Genomic DNA, 26,256 nt, shown 5'->3' with positions numbered 1-26,256 from the left:
TACATTACTATGAGACTTAAACTTCTGTTAATCTTTATTATTCTATATTCTGCCTCGTTAAAAGCGCAACAAAATCCTACGTCTAAAGAAAAAATTAAACAAGCTGTAATAGATAGAGCCAAATTAATTGATAATTCTTTGGTGAAAAATATTCAATTTGAAAATATAGGACCAACAGTAATGAGTGGTCGTGTTGTAGATTTAGCTGTAAATCCAGAAAATCCAACCGAATTTTACGTAGGTTATGCTTCTGGTGGCGTTTGGCATACGACAAATAATGGTACATCTTTTACTCCAATTTTGGACAATACTCAAACCCAAAATGTAGGTGATATTGCAGTAGATTGGAAAACTAGAACTATTTGGGTTGGAACAGGAGAAAACAATGCATCACGTTCTTCTTATGCTGGTATTGGATTGTTAAAATCTAGTGATAATGGTCAGTCTTGGCAACATGTTGGTTTATCAAACTCGCAACACGTTGGACGCATCTTAATTAATCCAAATAATCCAGATGAAGTTGTTGTTGGTGTTACTGGTAGCTTATATTCTAAAAGTGAAGATAGAGGAATTTATAAAACTAAAGATGGCGGAAAAACATGGACTAAAACCTTATATATAGATGAGGTTAGCGGGATTATAGATGTACAACATTCGCCAAACGATTACAATATTATGTTTGCATCTTCATGGACTAAAGATAGAAAAGCTTGGAATTTTGATGGAAGCGGAAATAACTCGGCAATCTATAAAAGTACAGATGCAGGTGAAACTTGGCAAAAAGTATCTACTGATAAAAGCGGTTTTCCTACAGGAAATGGTGTTGGACGTATAGGATTGGCAGTTTACGATAACAATATTGTTTATGCGATACACGATAGTCAATTTAGAAGACCTTCTGAAGCTAAGAAAGATGAAAGTAATGGCTTGAAGAAAGACGATTTTAAATCGATGAGTACAAATGCGTTTTTAAAATTAGAAGATAAAAAACTAAATAGTTTTTTGAAGACAAATGGTTTTCAAGAAAAATACAGAGCAGAAAATGTTAAACAAATGGTACGTAGCGGTAATGTAAAACCTGCCGATATAGCAACCTATCTAGAAGATGCTAATTCTATGTTGTTTGATACACCAGTTATTGGAGCCGAAGTCTATAAAAGTACAGATGGTGGATTAACTTGGCAAAAAACACATGACGATTATATAGACGATTTATATTATAGTTATGGTTATTATTTTGGGCATATTTATGTATCGCCTGCTGATCAAGAACATTTGTATATTTACGGTGTTCCTATCTTAAAATCTAAAGATGGCGGTAAAACGTTTGTGTCAATTTCTGCAGAAAATGTACATGCAGATCATCATGCACTTTGGATAAATCCTAAACAACCTAATCATTTAATTAATGGTAATGATGGAGGCGTAAATGTAACTTATGACGATGGTGAAACTTGGATTAAAAATAACACGCCAGCAGTTGGGCAATTTTATGCGATAAATGTAGATAATCAAACACCTTATAATGTGTACGGCGGTTTACAAGATAATGGTGTGTGGAAAGGTGCAAACAATGCACCAGAAGACAGAAGTTGGCAACAATATGGGCAATATCCTTGGGAAATGATTATGGGCGGAGATGGAATGCAAATAGAAATTGATAACCGTAATCCAAATATTGTTTACACAGGTTATCAGTTTGGAAATTATTACCGTTTAAACTTAGAGACTAAAGATCAAACTTACATACAACCAAAACATCAATTAGGTGAAAGTCCGTATCGTTTTAACTGGCAAACACCAATCGAGCTTTCTAGTCACAATCAAGATGTTTTGTATTTAGGTGGAAATAAATTAATGCGATCTTTAAATCAGGGAAATACTTGGGAAGCCATTAGTGACGATTTAACTAATGGTGGAAAAAAAGGAAACGTTGCCTACGGTACTTTAACCAGTATCAGTGAATCACCTTTTCAATTTGGGTTAATTTATACTGGAAGTGACGATGGTTTAGTCCATGTAACAAAAAATGGCGGTGCAACATGGGAAGATATTTCTTCAAATTTACCAAAGGATTTATGGGTAAGTCGCGTTATAGCGTCTTCACATAAAAAAGAACGCGTTTATGTAACTCTTAACGGTTACCGTTGGGATCACTTTAATACGTATGTATATAAATCTGAAGATTATGGTAAGACTTGGATAAATCTTACCTCTAACTTACCAATGTCGCCAGTTAATGTAATAAAGGAAGATCCAGTTAATTCTAATTTACTTTACTTAGGAACCGATAATGCGGCGTATTTATCTTTAAATCAAGGAAAACATTGGGAATTATTTTCTAATGGTTTACCTGCAGTAGCTGTTCATGATTTGGTTATACAAAAAGAAACTAACGATTTGTTAATTGCAACACATGGTAGAAGTATTTATAAGACTAATATGTCTAATATTCAGAAATTCAATCAAGATGAAAATGCTTCACAAGAAATATTAATTTTTGATATTCAAAATATTCGTCACTCCTCACGTTGGGGAACTTCATGGAGTAAATGGCAAGACGCAAATACACCTAATCTAGAAATTCAGTTATATAGCGCTAAACAACAAGAAGTTACTGTTGAGATTCTTTCTGAAAATAATTCTGTTTTAAATACATTTAATGTAAAACTAGATAAAGGGTTTAATGCTTTAAATTATGGCTTAAATTTAAGTGAAAAAGGAAAAAAACAATTACAAAAAGATCGAACAGATTTAGTCTTACAAAAAGCAAATAATGGGATTTTTTACTTGCCAAAAGGAGACTATGTTGTAAAAATTAACAAAACTAAAAAAGGATTTAAGTTAGAATAATTTTCTTTTAACTTAAACTCATTCTAAATAACGTAAATACAGTTTAAAATTTGTTAGAATATGCTTTGAGGCGTATCTTTGTAGAAAGAAAAAATTAACCATATACACAATGAGCGGAATTTTAAATTCTTCAATAGGAAGAAAGATTGCTATGGCACTTTCAGCATTCTTTCTTATGATTTTTATTCTTCAACACTTTGCAATTAATATTTTATCAGTCTTTAGCCCAGATACTTTTAATGAAGTATCACATTTTATGGGTACATTTTGGCTAATACAATTTGTGTTGCAACCAGTTTTAATTTTCGGTGTGATTTTTCACTTCGTTATGGGATTTGTTTTAGAAATAAAAAACAACAAAGCAAGGCAAATTAGCTATGCTAAATTTAATGGAAATGCTAATTCTACTTGGATGAGTAGAAATATGATCTGGAGTGGAGGATTTATTTTAGTGTTTTTAATTATTCACTTTATAGATTTTTGGTTTCCAGAAATTAACACAAAGTATATCGTAGGTGATATGTCTGGTTTATTACCAAATGGAGAATACAGATACTATGAAGAATTAGTACATAAATTTGCTCCTATTTGGCGAGTAGCTTTATACTGTCTAGGATTTGTTTTCTTAGCATTGCATTTACTTCATGGGTTTAGCTCGGCTTTTCAATCTGTAGGAGCTAACAATAAATACACAAAAGGATTACAAGGTTTTGGTAAAGCTTATGCAATTATAATTCCTTTAGGATTTATTTTTATTGCTTTATACCATCACTTTAATCACTAAAAAATAGTTGACTATGAGTTTAGATTCAAAAATACCTCAAGGACCACTTGCAGATAAGTGGACTAATCATAAAAATACAATCAACCTAGTTAACCCAGCAAACAAACGTTTAATAGATGTAATTGTAGTTGGTACAGGATTAGCAGGTGGATCTGCTGCTGCTACTTTAGCAGAGTTAGGATATAATGTAAAAGCATTTTGTTTTCAAGATTCTCCAAGACGTGCGCACTCTATTGCAGCACAAGGAGGAATTAACGCAGCGAAAAACTACCAAGGTGATGGAGACTCAACTTACCGTTTATTTTACGATACGGTAAAAGGTGGAGATTACCGTTCTAGAGAAGCAAATGTTTACCGTTTAGCAGAAGTATCTGCTAACATAATTGACCAGTGCGTAGCACAAGGTGTTCCTTTTGCTCGTGAGTATGGAGGACTTTTAGATAACCGTTCTTTTGGTGGTGTATTAGTATCTCGTACATTTTACGCAGCAGGACAAACAGGTCAGCAGTTATTGTTAGGAGCATACTCTGCAATGAACCGTCAAATAGGACGTGGAAAAATAAAAATGTACAACCGTCACGAAATGCTTGATGTTGTAATCGTAGATGGTAAAGCACGTGGTGTAATTGTACGTAATTTAGTAACAGGAGAAATAGAAAGACATTCTGCACATGCAGTTGTATTAGGTACAGGAGGATATGGTAACGTCTTCTTCTTATCTACAAATGCAATGGGAAGTAATGTTACAGCAGCTTGGAAAGCTCATAAACGTGGTGCTTATTTTGCAAATCCATGTTACACACAAATTCACCCAACATGTATTCCGGTATCAGGTGATCATCAATCTAAATTAACGTTAATGTCAGAATCATTACGTAACGATGGTCGTATTTGGGTACCAAAGAAAATGGAAGATGTTTTAGCAATTAGAGAAGGGAAATTAAAACCAACTCAAATTGCTGAAGAAGATAGAGATTATTATTTAGAGCGTCGTTATCCAGCATTTGGTAACCTTGTACCTCGTGATGTTGCGTCTCGTGCAGCAAAAGAACGTTGTGATGCAGGTTATGGTGTAAATGCAACCGGAGAAGCAGTATACTTAGACTTTGCTTCTGCAATAACACGTTACGGTAAAGAACAAGCACACATTAAAGGTTTAGACGAGAATGATGCTGCTTTAGTTAAAAAATTAGGACAAGAAGTTGTAAAAACTAAATACGGAAACTTATTCCAGATGTATGAAAAAATCGTAGATCAAAATCCGTATGAAACACCAATGATGATTTATCCAGCTGTACATTACACAATGGGTGGACTTTGGGTAGATTACAATTTACAAACAACGGTTCCAGGATTATATGCAATAGGAGAAGCCAACTTCTCTGATCATGGTGCTAACCGTTTAGGTGCATCTGCTTTAATGCAAGGATTAGCAGACGGATATTTTGTATTACCTTACACCATTGGTGATTATTTAGCAAACGATATTAGAACAGGACCAATTTCTACTGAAACAAAAGAATTTGATGAAGCAGAAAAGAATGTTAAAGAACGTATTGCTCATTTAATCAATAACGATGGTACTAAACCAGTAGATTATTTCCATAAAAAATTAGGAAAAATCATGTGGAATAAGTGTGGTATGGCTAGAAACGAAAAAGACTTACAATCTGCAATTACAGAAATCTCTGAATTAAGAGCAGAATTCTGGAAAGATGTAAGAGTTCCTGGTACAGAAACTGAATTTAACGAAGAGTTAGCAAAAGCAGGTCGTGTTGCAGATTTCTTAGAATTAGGAGAGCTTTTTGCAAAAGATGCTTTACAAAGAGAAGAATCTGCTGGAGGACACTTTAGAGAAGAGTACCAAACAGAAGAAGGAGAAGCAATGAGACGTAAAGAGTTTCAGTATGTATCTGCTTGGGAATATAAAGGCGAACCAAAAGACGCGGTTTTACACAAAGAAGACTTACAATATGAAAATATTGAAGTTAAAGAACGTAGTTACAAATAATCTTATTTAACAATGAACAATAATAAGTTTACATTAAAATTAATGCGTGTAGATCCTGTAAAGTATGCTACTATAGCAGCAGTAGCAACAGCATTAATTATGTTAGTCATTTTTGTACCTATGATGTTATTATTCTCTGCGATTGGTGTTGCAAGTGACGATCTAGGATCTGGAGCAGCAATTTTTGGTGGAGGATTATTTATCACCATATTAGCACCAATTTTTTACGGTGTGTTGGTGTTTATTATTACTTTAATAACTACAGCTATCTTAAATTTTATACTTAAGAAAACTGGTGGTTTAGATATAGATTTTGAAAAAGTAGGATTAGGGATTTCTCAAATAGGATCTGATAACCCTCGTTTAGAACAATAAAAAATAATTGTTATGAACTTAACATTAAAAATATGGCGTCAAAAAAACGCTAACGATAAAGGAAAAATGGTAGAATATAGCATTTCAGATGTATCACCAGATATGTCATTTTTAGAAATGTTAGATGTACTAAATACACAATTAATTGAAAAAGGAGACGAGCCTGTAGCATTTGATCATGATTGTCGTGAAGGAATTTGCGGTATGTGTTCTTTGTATATTAATGGTGAAGCTCATGGACCAGATAGAGGTGTTACTACTTGTCAATTACACATGAGAAAGTTTAAAGATGGCGACACAATTTTTATTGAGCCATTTAGAGCAAAAGCTTTTCCTGTGATTAAAGACTTAGTAGTAGATAGAAGCGCATTTGATCGTATACAGCATGCAGGAGGATTTATCTCTGTAAATACTTCTGGTAACACTATAGACGCTAACGCAATTCCTGTAAATAAACATGATGCAGACGATGCTTTCTCTGCAGCAACTTGTATAGGTTGTGGTGCATGTGTTGCAACTTGTAAAAACTCTAGTGCTATGTTATTTGTTGGTGCTAAAGTGTCTCAATTTGCATTATTACCACAAGGACAAGTAGAAGCTACAGACCGTGTTTTAAATATGGTTAAGCAAATGGATGATGAAGGATTTGGTAACTGTACAAATACAGGAGCTTGTGAGGTAGAATGTCCTAAAGGAATTTCTTTAGAAAACATCGCTCGTATGAATAGCGAATATTTAAAAGCTAGCTTAAAAGGTTAATTATACTAGCGTATTTTAATCGTACAAATATTAAAAATCTCAAGATTATTCTTGAGATTTTTTTGTTTATTTATATTTTAAATTCAATATGCAAACACCAATTCAGTTTTACAAAACTCATTTAGATTTATATAAAAAAGAACTATCTCAATTAAATAAAAAACTAGTAACACTAAGTGTTTTACGTATAATTGTATTTGCTTTAACAGCAATTGGTGTATATATTTATTTTGAAAACTGGTTAGTTTTATCGCTTATAATAATTGTTGGTTTAGTCCTTTTTATTAGACTATTATCTAAATATACCAATATTAAAAAGCAATATCAACTAAAACAGAAATTAGCTGTAATTAACGAAGATGAAATAAAAATAGCATTAGATAATTTTTATTTTAAACCCGATGGTATCCAATATCAAGATCCAAATCATAATTATGCTTTAGATATCGATTTGTTTGGAAGAGGCTCTTTTTTTCAATGTATAGATCGTACAGCAACTGCATCTGGAAAGGATCAATTAGCTTCTATTTTAAAAGCAAATAATATAAATCACATAATTGATAGGCAAGAGGCGATTAAAGAATTATCGCAAAAACCTAATTGGCGACAAGTTTATCAGGCTACAGCAAGTTTAATACATGTAGAAACTAATACAGAAACTGTTGTAAAGTTATTACAACAACATAAAAGATTTTTGCCAAAATATATCCAGTATATACCTTTAATAGTTTCGGTTATTAGTGTAATAATTCTTGGATTAGTTATAGCAAAAGTAGTGTCTGCTAAATATTTAGGTTACTGGTTGTTTGTTGGATTTTTTGTAACCGGAAAGTATTTAAAAAAAATAAGCAATTTAGCAGCTATAACAGATAAAGTTAGAGATACTTTTAGGCAGTATGCATTATTATTAGACTTAATTGAATCCGAGTCATTTTCTTCTAAATTATTAAAACAACAACAGCAATTAATAACTTCTGAAGGAAAAAAAGCATCTCAAATATTATCAGATTTATCCAAAGCAATGGATGCTTTAGATAATCGTAATAACTTTATTTCTGCCATATTTGGTAATGGCTATTTTCTAACCGATGTAAAAAACAGTTTTAAGATAGAAGCTTGGATTAATACCTATAATCAAAACGTTAACAAGTGGTTTGAAGTCGTTAGTTTTTTTGATGCTTACAATAGTTTTGGTAATTATGCTTTTAATAATCCTAATTTTATTTACCCTAAAATCTTAGATACCAAACAATCTACAAGTGTAAAGCAATTAGGTCATCCTTTATTAAAGGCTGAAAAACGAGTAGATAATGATTTTGAGATTAATAATCAGCAGTTTTTTATTATCACTGGAGCTAATATGGCAGGTAAAAGTACTTTTTTACGCACAGTTTCACTTCACATTGTAATGGCTAACATAGGTTTACCTGTATGCGCAAAATCAAGTGAATATAGTCCTGTAAAATTAATTACAAGTATGCGCACAACAGATTCTTTAACCGATGATAGTTCATACTTTTTTAGCGAATTAACCAGACTTAAATATATAGTTGAAGCTATTAAAACAGACGATTATTTTATCATTTTAGATGAAATTTTAAAAGGAACAAACAGTACAGATAAAGCAATTGGTAGCAGGAAGTTTGTAGAAAAATTAGTAGCTAGCAACGCAACAGGTATAATAGCAACGCATGATTTAAGTCTATGCGAAATAGAAAAGGATTTAGATAAAGTAAAAAATTATTATTTTGATGCCCAAATTGTAAATGACGAGCTGTTTTTTGATTACACCTTTAAACAAGGAATATGTCAAAATATGAATGCTAGCTTCTTGTTAAAGAAGATGAATATTGTGTAAATGTAAATACTTATGAAATTTTTTAATTTATTAATCCTTTTAAGCTTAACAGCTTTTAAGTTAAATGCGCAAACTAATAACGCAGAATTAGAAAAGATAGAGAATTTTATCTTAAATCAACAAAAAGATTCGGCTTCAATATATCTTTCAAAAATTAAAGAAACTACACCGTATATTTCAGTATTAAGAAAAATCACAAACAATCAGTCCGATTATTCTAATTATAAAAAATTTATTGATAATGTTAGTAATTCTGGGAATCATCAATATGGATTAATTTCAAATTTTATAAATAATTCAATAGATCAACCAACTTCAGATAATTTCAATCAAAATTATTTTCAAATAAAATTAGATCAGATATCTGTATTACGTGACGATTCAAAAACCATAGATCAATCTACTATAATTAATAAAGAATTAGAAAAATACCTTCTAAAATTTGATCAAACAAAAAAAGAAATAGCAATTGCTAATACGTATTTAGATTTTCACAAAATTGTATTACTTCTCATTCAGTTTAAAAATGAAGAAGCAAAAAAAATATTAGATAAAAATTTAAACATTGCAAAAAAATATAATGATAAAAAGTTACAAATAGCTACGCTATATTATACATGTAATTATTATTTGAATAAGAAAAACCTTCAAGAGTATATAAATACTTGTGAAGCAATTTTAGATTTAGAACAACAATTGCCAGAACATTCTAAGTATTATAAAGGGACTATTATGAATACTTTAGATGCTTACATATATAAAGGTGATCATGAAAACGAAGTAGATAAATTATTATTAGAACTATACAGCAATCCAAAAACAAGAGAAGATAGTTATGCATTTTATGCAAAATATCTTACCTATTTACCTTTAGAAAGTGAAAGGGTAAAGAAAATTTTTAAACAATTTGAGGTAGATAATATAATTGAGTTTGGAGAAAAAATTAAAGTGCTTGCAAAAAACAAATTAAACTCTAATGATTATTATTATATCTATTATGAAATGGGTGAAGCTTTAGAGCAACACGGTTTTTTAAAAGAGGCAATTGTATATCAAAGAGATGCAGTAGCTTTAAATAGGCAGATATATTCTGAAGATTTGTCCAAAGCATTAGCTAATTTTCAAACACAACAAGCAATAAAAGAAAAAGAATTAGAATTAGAGTTTGCAGAAAAAAAATCTACCTTTTATATAGTAATAGCTTCTTTAATTGGATTAGCATTATTCATTACAGCATTATTATTAATAAAAAATAAAAAGCAGACAAAACAACTTAATAGTCAGAATAAACAAATTAACGAAGCCTTAAATGAAAATAAATTGTTGGTTAAAGAAATACACCATCGTGTAAAAAATAACTTTCAAATGGTATCAAGTCTATTAGATTTACAAACTAGAGATATTGAAGATGAAAAAGCTAAAGAACTTGCAAAAGAAGGGCAAAATCGTATAAAATCTATGGCGCTTATTCATCAAAAACTATATCAAAAAGAAGATGGGTTAATAGATTTTTCAGACTATTTAAAAATATTAGTCAATCAAATAAAAACTTTATTTACAGGAGAACAAGAGGTAGAAGTACATTTAAATGCTGAAGATTTAAATCTTGATGTGGATACAGCATTACCACTTGGATTGATAGTAAACGAGCTGCTAACAAATACATTTAAGTACGGTTTAAAGGACAATCAAAAAAATATCATACAAATTGAGGTTAACCAACAAGAAAATGGAATATATAACATGATATTTTCAGATAATGGAAGTGGTTTAAAACAAGGTTTGGATATTAAAAAAGCAAAAAGCTTAGGTTTAAAATTAATAACTAGATTAACAAGACAATTACAAGGAGATTTAATTTATAAATACGATAATGGCGCTAAATTTGAAATCACCTTCAAAGACTTATTTTTAAGAAAGCAAACTCATTAATTTTTTTTCAGAACAGAAATCAGTAAGCTTAGAACATTTATTACAGGTTTAATGATAATTTAAATAATTTGTGAAAAATAAAATTTCTAATGAGTCAAGTTAAAATTCTTGTAGTTGAAGACGAAATATTAATCGCAGATAATATTTGTGATACGTTAGAAGATTTAGGTTATTACACTTTTGAGCCAGCAATAAACTACACAGAAGCAATAACAATTTTAAAAACAGAAAAACCAGATATTGCACTATTAGATATTAATCTATCTGGTGCAAAATCCGGTATTGATATTGCAAAAGAAATAAATGAAAAATACCAAATCCCATTCGTGTTTTTAACATCAAACACAGATAAAGATACTGTTGGTTTAGCAAAGCAAGTACAACCGCAAGCCTATTTAGTAAAACCTTTTACACAAGAAGAATTATTTACTTCTATAGAAATAGCAATTTCAAACTTTAATAAAAAGGATAGCCCTTCAATAAAAAATAAAGCAGAAAATAAAGGCTCTTTATTTGTTAAAGAAAAAGGTATGTTTATCAAGCTTAATTTTGAAGATATTCTATATATAAAAAGTGATCATGTATATGTAGAAATTATTTTATATAATGCTAAAAAACATGTAATAAGAATTAGTCTTAACGATATAATTCATAAACTACCAGATAACTTTATTAGAGTACATAGAGGTTATATAGTTAATTATAACCATTTAGAAAAAATTCAAACCAACATGCTTGTTATTAATGGTTTAGAAATACCATTAGGAAAAAAATATAAAGAAAATCTTCTTCAAAAAATTAACATTGCATAATTCTAAAATCTAGCATATAAGTTTTTAGAACATTATTAGTTGGTTTTGTAACATTAATTATTTTTTTATTAAGTCTTCTCCTATATTTGGCGCAAATTGATACTATAGTTTAGTGTCTAAAAGCTATTAATCCTCTCCCAAACCAAAAGAACAAAATTGTAAATAATTATAATGTAATAATATTAACTATTATGCAAAAACCTACTTTATTAAAAGTATTATTTGTAATAATGCTTTTTAGTAATAGTATTTATGCTCAAAATACTATTAGATGGAATACATCAGCCGATACTAATGGAAACGATGTTAACACACCAATTACTGTTCAAGGTAATTTTACAGATGCAACAACTGGACAGTTAGTAAACGTTACAGCTACAATTCAAAATGGAGCAGGAACGTCTATAACTTTACCAGCTACTACAGGTAATACAGATAATACAAATAATGGAGGATTTTCTAACTCTTGGGAAATGACTCAAAATAGACAGTTAAATGGTGCAGCAAATCAAACCATTGTCTTCAATTTTAGTCATCAAGTTAGGTTGGATACTTTTATAATTTCAGATATCGATTTTGATGATCAAAATGGAGGTTTTGATGATAGATTTACTTTAAATGCAGGTTTTCAAAACTGTCAAGGATTAAATGATAATGGTACAAATGCTACAGGTGTAACTGTAGACTGTTCTGCTAATAATCAAGTTTCGGCTTCAATGATTAATAATGCAACTGGTAATTATAGTGCTATTTTCACTAACGGAAATACAATAGGATCTACATTTACATTACAATTTGGAGGTACTTTGCCAAACGCTAGAATTGGATATACTCTACAAGCATCACATATTTTACCAGACAACGATAACGATGGTGTTGCAGATATTAATGATTTAGATGATGATAATGATGGTATTCCAGATTCAGAAGAACTAGGAAGTTGTACAGGTAACCTTTCAATTTTAAGTTGGGCAGATCAATATAACGAAGGTACTGGTAACCAAACTTCAGGAGACGATCCAATTTTAGTAAATTCTAACATTAATGTAGATGGATTAGGTATACAGTTAACTAGAACCGTTTCAGGTAATCTACCAACGCAAGAGTATCATATTAATACAGCTGGACCAGCAAGTGCAAATCCTTACTATTATTTATATCAAAGTTCTACAACAACAGGAGTATCCACTCATACGTTTACTTTCCAAAGACCAATTTATAACTTAAGTTTTGATTTATTAGACTTGGATTTTGAACCAGATACAGGATTTGGAGATAGCTCAGATTTTATAGATAATATTCAAATAATTGCAACTGTAATAGATGGATCAACACATATTTTTACTGCTGCAGAATTTACAACAACTACTCAGCAGTTTATTGCTCCAAATACGTTTAGAGGAAACGGTGTAGATGGTAATTTATCTATATTAGGAATTCAAGACTGGATTACAGAATTACAGTTTATATATACAAATAACTCTAACAATCCACAAAATGTCCAAGCAGTAGCGTTAACTAATATGAGTTTTTGTGCATCATTAGACACAGATGGTGACGGAATACCAGACACAGAAGATACAGACAGTGACAACGATGGTATCCCAGATGTAGTAGAAGGCGGAAACGGCGATTTAGATACAAACGACGATGGCGTAATCGATGCAAACGACAACGGATACACAGACAACGACAACAATGGATCACCAGATGCAGCGGTAAATAGCAATCCAGATACCGATGGAGATGGTATACCAAACTACCAAGATTTAGATAGTGATAATGACGGTTTAAATGATGAAGACGAGTCAGGAGCATCAGGCGAAGCAGTAGATACCGATGGTGATACAGTACCAGACTATTTGGATTTAGATAGTGATAACGATGGAATCAATGATGTTATAGAAGGCGGTAATGCAACATTAGACACCAATAATGACGGTACAATAAACAGTAGTGATACAGGCGGAACAGACAATGACAATGATGGAGTAACGGATGTAATAGACAGTGATGGCGGAACAGTTTATGGAGATGCAGGTAATCCATCACCACAAGATACCGATGCAGATGGTATACCAGATTATCAAGATTTAGACAGTGATGATGATGGCGTAAATGATATAGAAGAAGCAGGAACAACAGCATCAGATAGTAATGGTGATAGCGTATTAGACGGACCAGATACAGACGGAGATGGAATAGTAGATGGCGTAGACCAAGACATCAACAATTTTGGAGATGCAGGTAATACAGAAGTACCATCAAACAACGTAAGTGATCCAACCGATGCAAACAGCGGAGGAACAGGAGTAGTATCAGACACAGGCGTAGACGCAGACAACGATGGAATAGCAGATAGTGAAGACAACGACGATGCTAACTTTGGAGATCCAAAAGATACCGATGGTGACGGTGTATTTGATGAGTTTGATGAAGACGATGATAATGATGGTATTCCTGATACAGCAGAAGGACCAGGCGACACAGATGGTGACGGAATACCAGACACAGAAGATACAGATAGTGATAACGATGGTATCCCAGATGTAGTAGAAGGCGGAAACGGCGATTTAGATACAAACGACGATGGCGTAATCGATGCCAACGACAACGGATACACAGACAACGACAACAATGGATCACCAGATGCAGCGGTAAATACCAATCCAGATACCGATGGAGATGGCATACCAAACTACCAAGATTTAGATAGTGATAATGACGGTTTAAATGATGAAGACGAGTCAGGAGCATCAGGCGAAGCAGTAGATACCGATGGTGATACAGTACCAGACTATTTGGATTTAGATAGTGATAACGATGGAATCAATGATGTTATAGAAGGCGGTAATGCAACATTAGACATCAATAATGACGGTACAATAAACAGTAGTGATACAGGCGGAACAGACAATGACAATGATGGAGTAACGGATGTAATAGACAGTGATGGCGGAACAGTTTATGGAGATGCAGGTAATCCATCGCCACAAGATACCGATGCAGATGGTATACCAGATTATCAAGATTTAGACAGTGATGATGATGGCGTAAATGATATAGAAGAAGCAGGAACAACAGCATCAGATAGTAATGGTGATAGCGTATTAGACGGACCAGATACAGACGGAGATGGAATAGTAGATGGCGTAGACCAAGACATCAACAATTTTGGAGATGCAGGCAATACAGAAGTACCAACAAACAACGTAAGTGATCCAACCGATGCAAACAGCGGAGGAACAGGTGTAGTATCAGACACAGGCGTAGACGCAGACAACGATGGAATAGCAGATAGCGAAGACAACGACGATGCTAACTTTGGAGATCCAAAAGATACCGATGGTGACGGCGTATTTGATGAGTTTGATGAAGACGATGATAATGATGGTATTCCTGATATAGCAGAAGGACCAGGCGACACAGATGGTGACGGAATACCAGACACAGAAGATACAGATAGTGATAACGATGGTATCCCAGATGTAGTAGAAGGCGGAAACGGCGATTTAGATACAAACGACGATGGCGTAATCGATGCAAACGACAACGGATACACAGACAACGACAACAATGGATCACCAGATGCAGCGGTAAATACCAATCCAGATACCGATGGAGATGGTATACCAAACTACCAAGATTTAGATAGTGATAATGATGGTTTAAATGATGAAGACGAGTCAGGAGCATCAGGCGAAGCAGTAGATACCGATGGAGACACTGTACCAGACTATTTGGATTTAGACAGTGATAACGATGGAATCAATGATGTTATAGAAGGCGGTAATGCAACGTTAGACACCAATAATGACGGTACAATAAACAGTAATGATACAGGCGGAACAGACAATGACAATGATGGAGTAACGGATGTATTAGACAGTGATGGCGGAACAGTTTATGGAGATGCAGGTAATCCATCGCCACAAGATACCGATGCAGATGGCATACCAGATTATCAAGATTTAGACAGTGATGATGATGGCGTAAATGATATAGAAGAAGCAGGAACAACAGCATCAGACAGTAATGGTGATAGCGTATTAGACGGACCAGATACAGATGGAGACGGAATAGTAGATGGCGTAGACCAAGACATCAACAATTTTGGAGATGCAGGTAATACAGAAGTACCAACAAACAACGTAAGTGATCCAACCGATGCAAACAGCGGAGGAACAGGAGTAGTATCAGACACAGGCGTAGACGCAGACAACGATGGAATAGCAGATAGTGAAGACAACGACGATGCTAACTTTGGAGATCCAAAAGATACCGATGGTGACGGCGTATTTGATGAGTTTGATGAAGACGATGATAACGACGGAATACCAGATACAGCAGAAGGACCAGGCGACACAGACGGTGACGGAATACCAGACACAGAAGATACAGATAGTGATAATGATGGTATCCCAGATGTAGTAGAAGGCGGAAACGGCGATTTAGATACAAACGACGATGGCGTAATCGATGCCAACGACAACGGATACACAGACAACGACAACAATGGGTCACCAGATGCAGCGGTAAATACCAATCCAGATACCGATGGAGATGGTATACCAAACTACCAAGATTTAGATAGTGATAATGATGGTTTAAATGATGAAGATGAGTCAGGAGCATCAGGCGAAGCAGTAGATACCGATGGAGACACTGTACCAGACTATTTGGATTTAGATAGTGATAACGATGGAATCAATGATGTTATAGAAGGCGGTAATGCAACATTAGACACCAATAATGACGGTACAATAAACAGTAATGATACAGGCGGAACAGACAATGACAATGATGGAGTAACGGATGTATTAGACAGTGATGGCGGAACAGTTTATGGAGATGCAGGTAATCCATCGCCACAAGATACCGATGCAGATGGCATACCAGATTATCAAGATTTAGACAGTGATGATGATGGTGTGAATGATATAGAAGAAGCAGGAACAACAGCATCAGACAGTAATGGTAATAGCGTATTAGACGGACCAGATACAGACGGAGATGGAATAGTAGATGGTGTAGACCAAGACATCAACAATTTTGGAGATGCAGGTAATACAGAATTACCATCAAACAATGTAAGTGATCCAACCGATGCAAACAGCGGAGGAACAGGTGTAGTATCAGACACAGGAGTAGACGCGGACAACGATGGAATAGCAGATAGCGAAGACAACGACGATGCTAACTTTGGAGATCCTTCAGTTAGTGTGCTATCAGTTAAAGTGATGTTACAAGGTGCGTTATTAAATACTTCCAATGGTTTAATGAGAACAGATTTATTAGATGCAGGTTACTTACCATTAACAGAACCTTATTCTACTAGTGGCAACACAAAATATACTGTTTACGGAAATGGTGGTGGAGAAACAACAACTACTCAAGTATTAAATGCCAATAGCGGAACACAAGACGCAATTGTAGATTGGATTTTTATTGAATTAAGAAATGAAAATGATAATACAATTATAGAACAAACTAAAGCTGCATTATTACAAAGTGATGGAGATGTAGTAAGTCCTTTAGATGGTGTTTCTCCAGTAACTTTTGAAGGTGTTACAGGTAACTATTTTATATCTATTAAACACAGAAATCATTTAGGTGTAATGACAGCTTCACCTGTTCAGCTAAGTGCTAATAATACCGTTGTAGATTTTACAATAGCTAACGGAGCTTTCTTATATGATATACCAGGTAGTGTAAATTACGATGGAAACGAACAAATTACAGTTGGTTCAGTTAAAGCTTTACACGCCGGTAATCTTAATGGTGATAATCAAGTTGGATTTAAAAACGGAAATTCTGATTTAAATAAATTACAAATAGATGTGTTACTTCATCCTAATAATTCAACATTTGATATCAATTTTGATCAAGGCTTTGGATACTTTGATGCAGATATGGATTTAGATGGAAAAGTATCGTTTTCAGCATCAAATTCAGATATAAATAAAATTCAGCTAGTTATTTTATTATATCCTTTAAATACATCTTTTGATTCAGAATATGATTTACTCATAGAACAATTACCATAATTATAAATTACCCAAACTTCTATGCCTAGCTAGTTGTAGTCTAGCTAGGTATTTAACCTAAATTAAAATTTCAAAATGAAACAAACTTTACTTTTTTTAGCATTAGTAGCTACCAATTTTTTATTTGCTCAGAATATAGACTATTCTTTAGAGTGGAATAATTCTACAATGGAGTATGAAATTTATATCACAAGAGATATAGCTCCAACGCCACCAGTTACAAATACTGGAACTTCTAAATTTACAATTGTTGCACCAACTAATACTAGCAGAACTTTAACCTTAACAAGTCAGACTATTGGCTCTTATACTCAATCAAATAAAATAACTAGTCCTGCAGCACAACCAGAAAGTGATTTTTTTACATTTTCTGATGTTGGTGGTAATTCTATGATAGGAGTTGTACAACCAGGTGTACCAACACTTTGGTTAACTTTTACTGCTTCAGATGGAGGTTGTGTTGATGGATTAAGATTGTTTGAAAATGGAGTTGATCCAGATTCTTCTGCTGCCGGTATGAATGGTTCTGATAGAACACAGTCATTTACAGTAATTATAATTCCTCCAGGATCTTCTTTTGATGAGTACAGTTCTAATACTGGTGGTAATCCAACGTGTCCTACATTAGGTGTAGAAGGATTTAATTTATTAGAGTTTTCTATGTATCCAAACCCAACAACAAATTATGTTAATTTATCATTTTCAAATGCATCAAAAAACATAGATATTGCTGTATACGATGTATTAGGAAAACAAGTATTTAGTAAACAAAAAGCTGAATTGATTGATAGCAGTTTTACTTTAGATGTATCAAATTATAACAATGGTTTATATTTTGTAAAAATAAATTCTGAAGGTAAAACAATCACTAAAAAGTTAATTAAAAAGTAGGTCATTTTTTTAATTAAGTAAGTTTTTTGAACCCATAACTTAGTTGTTATGGGTTTTTTGTTTTTTAGCGTTAATCCTTTCAATCATGTTTTTAGCATTTTCATTGTCAGGATTCATGCTTAATACTTTGTAATAGTTTTTTATTGCCTCATTGTAGTTGTTTGTGGTATAATAAGCTTCGGCTAAACTGTCATAAACATTATAATTTAAAGGGAATAATTTGGTGTTAAATTCAAAAACAAATAATGCTTCTTTTGTTTTCTTTGCTCTTAAAAGTACATAACCTAAGGTGTTAAGCTCTTTACTGCCATTTACATATTCAGCAAAATAAGGTAAAAACTGAGCTTCCGTTTGTTTTAAATTTTCTAATGGATTATTTAAAATGTTATAAAACATGGTGTTTGCCACAAAGTAATTAGGAAAATAACGTTGATTGGTTACAATGTTTTTAATATCTCGTTCTAAAGTTTCTTTTGGGTATTCGACAATTCTGTTGACTTCTTTTCCGTTTTTATAAAAGATAAATGTTGGTACTCTGTGTATGTTATAACCGTCTTCTTCGCCATTTGGACCTTTCTTATAATTTTCTTTTGTATTGTCTAATGCAAATACTTTAAGATTGTTCATGTCAAAATTTACAGTTTCTAAAACTTTATAAAACCTTGGTACTTCACGTTTACTATCGCCACACCAAGTACCTAAAAATGCTTTTATGGTATAAGTGTTTAAAGAATCTTTGTAGCTGTTTACAAGTGCTTCGTTTACTTTATAATTGTCATAATTTTTAGTAAACCAATCATTGTATGGCGTTTTTGTAAGTCCGTTTTTATCGATTACTCCTAAAAGTTTTGTAGAACCATTATCATCTTTAACCTCTTGATTTAGGGTTTGAGAAAAGCTAGAAGTATAAATAAATAAAGCGATAAGTGTGATTATTTTTTTCATATTAAATGGTTTTAATTATTTCAAATCTAGCTACTTAGTAATTGTGTTTTTAAATTATTTAACCAACAGCATTAAAATCAATACAAACAACAGGTTTAGTCGTTTGTATTGGTTTTTTGTGTTTTTGTACGTTGTTTTTTGATGGTGTTAGGTTTTTAAATTACTTTCAGCATTAATATGATTGATTTTAAAAAACATACCTCGCAAATACTTGTTCATATCCTATTTTGGGCACTATTTATTTTTGTGTCTCTATTTATATTTTCTAGATATTATTGGGCAGAAAATCCGTTTTTACAGTATTTGTCAATCCTATTTATAATCGTTTACGTTAATTACTTTGTGCTGTTGCCATTTTTTGTAAAACGAAAATGGTATATACTTTACGGACTTATTTTTATCACAATATCCTTTTTTGCAACCCAATTATATTGTAATGTTTTTGCAAAATGTGGTTGTTCTATAATGAAATGTTTAAGCGATTACCTTTGGCAAACCTTGGTACCATTAATTTTCTTCTCGTTTATTTGGATGTTATATCGTTTTTTAGAAGAACAACAGCATAAAGAAGATATGATAAGACAACATACCGAAATGGAACTAAAGTTTTTAAAATCGCAAATTAATCCACATGTGTTGTTTAATAATTTAAATACGATTTATTCTTTTTCTATTGAAAAACCTACTGAAACACCAGAACTTATCTTAATGCTATCTGATAATCTAAAACATGTCTTATACGATAGTAACGCGCCTTTTGTTAGTTTAAAAAAAGAGCTTCAGTTTTTAGATAATTATATCAAGTTTCAACAGATAAGAACCGAAGGTGTAAAGCAAATCAAGTATGAAACGTATGTGCAAAATGCAGAAACAAATATTGCACCTTTATTGCTAATTACAATTATTGAAAACACGTTTAAACATAGTAGTTTACATAGTCAAATTTCAATTGAAATTAATGAAGAAAACAAGCAATTAACATGTACGTGTATTAATGATTTTAGTCCAAACAAAACAGATGCATCTTCCTTAAAAATAGGATTAGTAAACCTTAAAAAAAGATTACAATTATTATATCCAGATAAGTATACGCTTACAATAGACAGCTTAGATCAATTTAAAGTCGTTTTAAAAATAGATTTATCATGAATTGCATTATCATAGAAGACGAAATTCCTGCGCAAAACCTGCTAAAAAACTATTTAAGTAAGTTGCCTAATCTTAAATTAAAAGGTGTTTTTAATGCAGCCATAGAAGCACATCATTTTTTAAAAACTAACACGGTTAATATTATTTTTTTAGATATAAATTTACCGGACATTTCTGGTTTAGATTTTATTAAAACAGTAAAAAATCCGCCATTAATAATAATGACAACTGCTTATCCAGATTATGCAGTTAATAGTTTTGAGCTGGATACAATTGTAGATTATTTGGTTAAACCTTTTGGTTTTGATCGTTTTTTAAAAGCTGTAAATAAAGCAGAACAACGATTAGAAGTAGACCATAAAACTGAACAAAATTCAATTTTTTTAAATGTAGACAAAACGCTTCATAAAATAATTCTAGAAGATATTTTATATCTAGAATCTGATAGAAACTACATAACGTTAGTTACCAAAACACAACGGTTATCTTTTTTGGATGCACTAAAAAATTGGACAGAAAAATTACCTCAAGATTACTTTATTCAAATCCATAAATCGTATATAATCAATTCTAAATTTGTAAATAAAATTACAGGAAACGAACTGTATTTAGAGTCTAATAGATTGCCTATTGGACGTACTTATAAACAAGAGTTGCTTAAAAGATTACACGTAAAATAAAAAACCTTCCTAAATAAAGTATAAAGGAAGGTTTTTTTAAGTTGTAATTACTTTGTTTTTGGATGAACCAATTTCATTTCGTCAATTAAGTGTTTGGCACCAGCAAATTTATCTATGATAAATAGGACGTATCTAGCATCTACCATAATGTTGCGGCAAATTTCTGGATCGTAATTCATGTCACTCATTGTACCTTCCCAAACGCGGTCAAAATTTAGTCCGATTAAATTTCCGTGAGCATCTATTGCAGGACTACCAGAATTTCCTCCAGTGGTGTGATTGGTTCCTAAAAAACAAACAGGAACTTTACCGTTAGCGTCTGCGTATGGACCAAAATCTTTAGCTTCATGTAAATCTAAAAGCTTTTGCGGAACATCAAATTCATAATCACCAGGAACATATTTTTCTATCACGCCATCTAAATAACTAACAGGTAAATAATATACTGCATCTCTTGGCGAGTAGCCTTTTACTTTGCCATAGGTTACACGTAAAGTACTGTTTGCATCTGGGAAATAACGCTCGTCTGGAAGCGCTTCCATTAAAGCTTTCATGTATTCTTTTTCTAGTGCTACTATAGGCTCATTTTTAGAATTAAATTCCTCATTTATGCTACTATAAAACTCATCTATAATTGGTTTTGCAAATTTGTATGCAGCATCTTTGTTTAGTTTTTTTAATACATCTTTAGGTTTACCTTCTAGAAGTTTTAAGGATTCATTTAAATCTGTAAATGATGTTTTATCATAAATAGACGCATCTACATTTTTAGTATAAAAAGGCATTACATTTTTAAAAACACCTTTATCTACATTTACATCATAATTTTTGTGTATTCCTTTTAAAGTCGCTGCAAATTTAGCTTTGGCATTTTCAAAATGCTCTGGATTTTGATTAATGGCTTGTTCCATTTGGTAAGCTCTAAAAGTCATTGTCATTAATTCGTTTGTGACAATAAAAACTTCAATAAAGTTTCGGCGTTTTATATTTATAGATGCAAAATCTTTGTAAAGTGATTCTAGTTTTGGTAAAATATGACCGTATTTATTCTCTAGATTTTTGTCTTTTAAGGCTTGTGTAAATTTGGCTTCAAAAGCACGACGTTGTGCAATTGCATTACTTTTATCTATTCCAAGATTTTCGCCTATCCATTTTTTCCAAGCGTTAGCAATTCTAGCTTGTTTAGAGGCGTATTTAATACGTACTTCGTCGCTAGCTTTCATATTTGCGTCAATCACTTTTAAGGCAGCTTCACGAATTGCAATATTACTTGGGTTATAATCTTGTGTAATGTGTTGTATGGCAACTGCAGGAAGATACTCGTTAGTACGACCAGGAAAACCAAATACCATGGTAAAATCATTTTCTTCTATACCATCTAATGAAATTGGTAAAAAGTGTTTTGGTGTGTAAGGTACATTGTCTTTACTGTAAGTTGCTGGTCTATTATTTTTATCTGCATAAATACGAAACAGTGAAAAATCTCCTGTATGTCTAGGAAAAACCCAATTGTCTGTATCGCTACCAAATTTACCGATACTTGTTGGTGGCGCACCAACTAATCTTATATCTTCAAAACGCTCTGTGATAAATAAAAAATATTGATTGCCTTTATAAAAAGCTTTTACTTTTGCGTCTTGCCAATCTTCTTTATCGTAAAGTTTTAAAACAGCATTACTATTTTTATCGATTATAGATTGTTTTTCTTTTTCTGTCATTGCATCTGTAATACCGTATAAAACATCGTTGGTTACATCTTCAATACGTACAATAAACTCTACAAAAAGACCTTCGTTAGGTAATTCTTCGTCTAGATTCATTGCCCAAAATCCGTTTTTAATGTAATCGTTTTCTAAAGACGAATGTGATTGTATTTGACCATAACCACAATGATGATTGGTAAGTATTAAACCTTTAGGAGAAATAACTTCTGTTGTACATCCGCCATTAAAATGCCCAATTGCATCTTTTAAGCTAGAGTTGTTAACGCTGTAGATGTCGTCTGCAGTAAGCATACTACCAAGGTTAGCCATTTCAGTTTCGTTCATTCCATCAAGTAAAGAAGGAATCCACATTCCGCCTTGTTGTGCAGTAACATTTAAGGAGAAAAATAGAATTAGAATTTTTAAAAATTTCATAGTTTGTTATTTACAAGTTTTCAAATATAAAAAATAAGTTAAAGGCATTAGTAGTACTGGTCAAAATGATTATATTTAATTTTAATTAATACTATTATTATGAATCAAAAATTAACCATAATTCTTCTGTTTTTTGTTACAATTTGTATGTCTCAAGAGGTAACTGTAGATAGTCAAGTTTACCAAGTAAAACAAAATACAGTATTGCTAAATGGAATAGATGTAACTAACGATTTAAATCAAGTACAAAAAGAAAAAATTATGTCGCTTGCAAAACTTAAACGCGAGCAACTTAAAAATGAAGAAAAAGCTTTAAAACAAGCGAAAAAAGATGCAAAAGCAGCAAAAAAACAAGAAAAAGAATTAAAAAGAATAAAAAAAGCGCAAAAGAAAACAGATGCTGCTTTAAAGAAAAAAGAAAAGACTTTAGCAAAAAAGGAAAAAGCAGAAGAGCAACTAAAAGAAGCAACTAAAGAATTAGATAAAGCAAAAGATAAATACAATAAATTAAAACGAAAGGATAAGATTGATGCAGACGATGAGCTTAAATGGCAAGACAAGCTTGAAAAATTGATTGAAAAAGTAGACAAAGCCGAAAAGAAACTAAAAAAATTATAATGCCAGATACTTTATTGCATGTTGCTATTATCCAGCAAACTTTAGTTTGGGAACATCCATTACAAAATAGGATAAACTTTACTAAACTAATAGATCAAATATCTAATCCAGTAGATCTTATTGTTTTGCCAGAAATGTTTACAACAGGATTTACTATGTCTCCTAAATCTATTGCCGAAACTATGGAAGGAGAAACAGTTACTTGGCTTAAAAATTTAGCCGAAAAAAAACAAGTAGCTATAATGGGAAGCGTTGTGATAAAAGAAGCTGATGCTTACTACAATAGATTGCTTTTTGTAAAGCCAAATAAGCAAATAGAATTCTACGATAAAAAACACCTATTTACTTTAGCAAATGAAGATAAGGTTTACACAGGCGGAAATTCGCATGTAATTATTAATTATAAAGGGTTTGCAATACGACCGCTAATCTGTTATGATTTACGTTTTCCCGTTTGGTCAAGATACACTTCAACACATCCTTTTGATGTTTTAATTTATGTTGCTAATTGGCCAAAACAACGCATACATGCTTGGAATACGCTTTTGCAAGCTAGAGCAATAGAAAATATGAGTTATTGTATTGGCGTTAATCGTGTTGGATTAGATGCAAATAATTATGAATATTCTGGTCATAGTGCAGTTTATGATGTTTTAGGCGAAAAAATATCAAAAATACAACCTAATACAGAATCTGTAGAAATTGTTACTTTAAGCAAAAATCATATTGATAATTTTAGACAAAAATTAAAGTTTTTGGAAGATAGGGATAGATTTAATTTAGAATAAAATCTATAACATTACTCCAACCAACTCTTATGTCTTGCGCGTCTTTAGAGTAGCTAACACGTTCTGGTTGTATTTTTCTTAAAAAATCTCCAGTATCGTATTTACCATTTTTATTTTCGTCAAAGATTACTCTAACGTAATACTTTCCTGGAGTTAGATAGTAAAAATCTACAGGTTCTGGTTTGGTACTGTATTTTTCGTATTTAACTTCACTTTTTTCATTTACTAACTGTACAATAACAGGATAAGTAGCATTTTGTAATAGCACACGAGCATCACCTAAATTTTCAGGATTTGGTGTTCTTAAATTAAAATTTAAAGTATCGTTAGTGTTTTCAAAATAATCAATAACTGCTTCTGGTAGTATTTTTATGTTATATTGACTATTTTCTTTTTTATCAAAAGCAATGTCTAGCTGGTTTAAAATACTGTCTACAGATGTAGTAAAATCTATGTTTGTAGAGTCCTGATCTATTATTGCGATTTTGTTTTTACTTACTTTACTAATTGGTATGTTAGCTTTTAATTTAAAATTTTGAGTTAAAGCTATAGTGTTTATTGGTTGTCCTTTTAGGTTTAAAGAGTCTTTTAAATTATCCTTTAGCTTAACAGAAAATGTATCTATAATTTTAGTATTTGTGACTTTAAAAACCAAAGAGTCATTATTTAGCTTAGGTGAATAATAATAGTTTAATGTATCTGCTTCTTGCTCTTTTACAATACGGTAATTAAAACTATCGGTTACTTTGCTTAATAACTCAATTTGTGTTTTTGTGTAATCACCTTGATAAGGAAAAGCAATCTTCTCTCCAGCAACCAATCTAGGTTTAAATGCTTTGTAATCTAAGTCTTCTTTAAATAATTGTAATTCGTAATTAGCAGACGTATCTGGAACAGTAATAAAATCTTCGTAAAAACCAATTTTGTCTGTTTTTTGATCAAACAAATTGTTAGAGTTATTGTCTAAGACTGCAATTAATCTATAGGTTCCTGCTTTTAAATTTTCAATAGTAAAATTGGTTGTACTATCTAGCGTATTTGTAACGTATTTAGGTTTTTGTTTATAGATAATAGAGTCTGTATATGTCGAGTCTACTTCATATAAATTAACAGATATAAAAGGATCTGTAGTTCTGGTTAAAGCATCTTTTACACTACCTTTTACGGTTAAAGAGTCTATGTAATCTCCTGTAGAAAACACGTATTTGTAATACGTAAATGGGTTTTCTTCATTATTATCTACAATGCTATTTCCAAAATTAAAAGCATATGTAGTATTGGGTTTTAAAGTGTCATAAATTTTAATAGTAATGTATTTACTTGCGCTACCTAAAGGTGTTACTTCAGGTTGATTATTCATTGGTGGAGAAATAATTAATTGCTTTTGCAGGTTTTTTATTTTAATGTATTCGTTAAAATAAATTCTAATTTCATTTGCATTAAAATTAGTGCTGTAATTAGCAGGTTCGGTTTTTACAATTTCTGGCGGAGTTACATCTTTTGGTCCGCCACCAATAGATCCACGATTAGCACAATTAATAATAGTAAGTGCTATTAAAAAATAAAAACTAATATTTAACCAATGTTTTTGCATAAAGACGTAAATAGTATCACAA

General features: G+C 31.9%; 17 protein-coding genes. 14 read left to right on the top strand and 3 right to left on the bottom strand.

Annotation, left to right across the window (positions count from 1 at the left end; genetic code table 11):
- Positions 1 to 9 precede the first annotated feature (9 nt).
- The 10 genes from IFB02_RS04590 (at position 10) to IFB02_RS04545 (ending at position 18,322) form a co-directional block, all read left to right on the top strand.
- Positions 10 to 2,853: a WD40/YVTN/BNR-like repeat-containing protein gene (locus IFB02_RS04590; protein ID WP_106687890.1), complete on the top strand. Its 2,844-nt coding sequence runs from the start codon at positions 10 to 12 to the stop codon at positions 2,851 to 2,853.
- Between the two features lie 109 nt (positions 2,854 to 2,962).
- A complete protein-coding gene (locus IFB02_RS04585) occupies positions 2,963 to 3,637 on the top strand; it encodes a succinate dehydrogenase cytochrome b subunit (protein WP_106687889.1) in 675 nt (224 codons plus the stop codon).
- Between the two features lie 13 nt (positions 3,638 to 3,650).
- Entirely contained in the window at positions 3,651 to 5,648 is a 1,998-nt protein-coding gene (locus tag IFB02_RS04580; RefSeq protein WP_106687888.1) for a fumarate reductase/succinate dehydrogenase flavoprotein subunit, read from the top strand.
- Positions 5,649 to 5,660: 12 nt separating this feature from the next.
- Positions 5,661 to 6,023 (top strand): hypothetical protein, encoded by a 363-nt coding sequence (locus tag IFB02_RS04575; protein WP_106687887.1) that lies wholly within the window; start codon positions 5,661 to 5,663, stop codon positions 6,021 to 6,023.
- A gap of 12 nt (positions 6,024 to 6,035) precedes the next feature.
- Positions 6,036 to 6,782 (top strand): succinate dehydrogenase/fumarate reductase iron-sulfur subunit, encoded by a 747-nt coding sequence (locus IFB02_RS04570; protein ID WP_106687886.1) that lies wholly within the window; start codon positions 6,036 to 6,038, stop codon positions 6,780 to 6,782.
- Positions 6,783 to 6,870: 88 nt separating this feature from the next.
- Positions 6,871 to 8,640 carry a MutS-related protein gene (locus tag IFB02_RS04565; protein ID WP_106687885.1) on the top strand — a complete coding sequence of 590 codons (1,770 nt, stop codon included), beginning with the start codon at positions 6,871 to 6,873 and terminating at the stop codon, positions 8,638 to 8,640.
- Between the two features lie 12 nt (positions 8,641 to 8,652).
- Positions 8,653 to 10,572, top strand: coding sequence for a sensor histidine kinase (locus IFB02_RS04560; RefSeq protein WP_106687884.1), 1,920 nt, complete (start codon positions 8,653 to 8,655; stop codon positions 10,570 to 10,572).
- 89 nt (positions 10,573 to 10,661) lie between these two features.
- Entirely contained in the window at positions 10,662 to 11,384 is a 723-nt protein-coding gene (locus IFB02_RS04555) for a LytR/AlgR family response regulator transcription factor (RefSeq protein WP_106687883.1), read from the top strand.
- Between the two features lie 191 nt (positions 11,385 to 11,575).
- Positions 11,576 to 17,431 (top strand): beta strand repeat-containing protein, encoded by a 5,856-nt coding sequence (locus IFB02_RS04550; RefSeq protein WP_191073069.1) that lies wholly within the window; start codon positions 11,576 to 11,578, stop codon positions 17,429 to 17,431.
- Between the two features lie 75 nt (positions 17,432 to 17,506).
- The gene (locus IFB02_RS04545; RefSeq protein ID WP_106686721.1) at positions 17,507 to 18,322 is read left to right on the top strand and encodes a T9SS type A sorting domain-containing protein; all 816 of its coding nucleotides are present in this window, start codon (positions 17,507 to 17,509) and stop codon (positions 18,320 to 18,322) included.
- A gap of 39 nt (positions 18,323 to 18,361) precedes the next feature.
- Here IFB02_RS04545 and IFB02_RS04540 read toward each other — a convergent pair whose 3' ends face one another.
- Positions 18,362 to 19,267, bottom strand: a complete 906-nt coding sequence (locus IFB02_RS04540; protein ID WP_106686720.1) for a thioredoxin family protein — start codon at positions 19,265 to 19,267, stop codon at positions 18,362 to 18,364.
- A 177-nt stretch (positions 19,268 to 19,444) separates the two neighbouring features.
- On the opposite strand from IFB02_RS04540, the gene IFB02_RS04535 reads away from it, so the two are divergent.
- Complete coding sequence (locus IFB02_RS04535) at positions 19,445 to 20,416, top strand: sensor histidine kinase (protein WP_106686719.1); 972 nt, start codon at positions 19,445 to 19,447, stop codon at positions 20,414 to 20,416.
- The gene (locus IFB02_RS04530; RefSeq protein WP_106686718.1) at positions 20,413 to 21,096 is read left to right on the top strand and encodes a LytR/AlgR family response regulator transcription factor; all 684 of its coding nucleotides are present in this window, start codon (positions 20,413 to 20,415) and stop codon (positions 21,094 to 21,096) included. Before IFB02_RS04535 ends, IFB02_RS04530 begins: the two co-directional genes overlap by 4 nt.
- A gap of 47 nt (positions 21,097 to 21,143) precedes the next feature.
- Here the strand turns inward: IFB02_RS04530 and IFB02_RS04525 are convergent, their stop codons facing one another.
- Positions 21,144 to 23,234, bottom strand: a complete 2,091-nt coding sequence (locus tag IFB02_RS04525) for a S46 family peptidase (protein ID WP_106686717.1) — start codon at positions 23,232 to 23,234, stop codon at positions 21,144 to 21,146.
- Between the two features lie 99 nt (positions 23,235 to 23,333).
- On the opposite strand from IFB02_RS04525, the gene IFB02_RS04520 reads away from it, so the two are divergent.
- Both IFB02_RS04520 and IFB02_RS04515 read left to right on the top strand, forming a co-directional pair.
- Entirely contained in the window at positions 23,334 to 23,852 is a 519-nt protein-coding gene (locus IFB02_RS04520; protein ID WP_146131257.1) for a hypothetical protein, read from the top strand.
- Positions 23,852 to 24,640: a nitrilase family protein gene (locus tag IFB02_RS04515; RefSeq protein WP_106686715.1), complete on the top strand. Its 789-nt coding sequence runs from the start codon at positions 23,852 to 23,854 to the stop codon at positions 24,638 to 24,640. The genes IFB02_RS04520 and IFB02_RS04515 overlap by 1 nt, the downstream gene beginning before the upstream one ends.
- Here the strand turns inward: IFB02_RS04515 and IFB02_RS04510 are convergent.
- Positions 24,627 to 26,234: an Ig-like domain-containing protein gene (locus tag IFB02_RS04510; protein ID WP_106686714.1), complete on the bottom strand. Its 1,608-nt coding sequence runs from the start codon at positions 26,232 to 26,234 to the stop codon at positions 24,627 to 24,629. The genes IFB02_RS04515 and IFB02_RS04510 overlap by 14 nt on opposite strands.
- Positions 26,235 to 26,256: the final 22 nt, after the last annotated feature.

Origin of the sequence: Mesoflavibacter profundi (genome assembly GCF_014764305.1) — a bacterium.
Taxonomy (GTDB): Bacteria; Bacteroidota; Bacteroidia; order Flavobacteriales; family Flavobacteriaceae; genus Mesoflavibacter; species Mesoflavibacter profundi.
The sequence above is the reverse complement of the archived record's forward strand: the minus strand, read 5'-3'. Positions and strand labels throughout refer to the sequence as shown.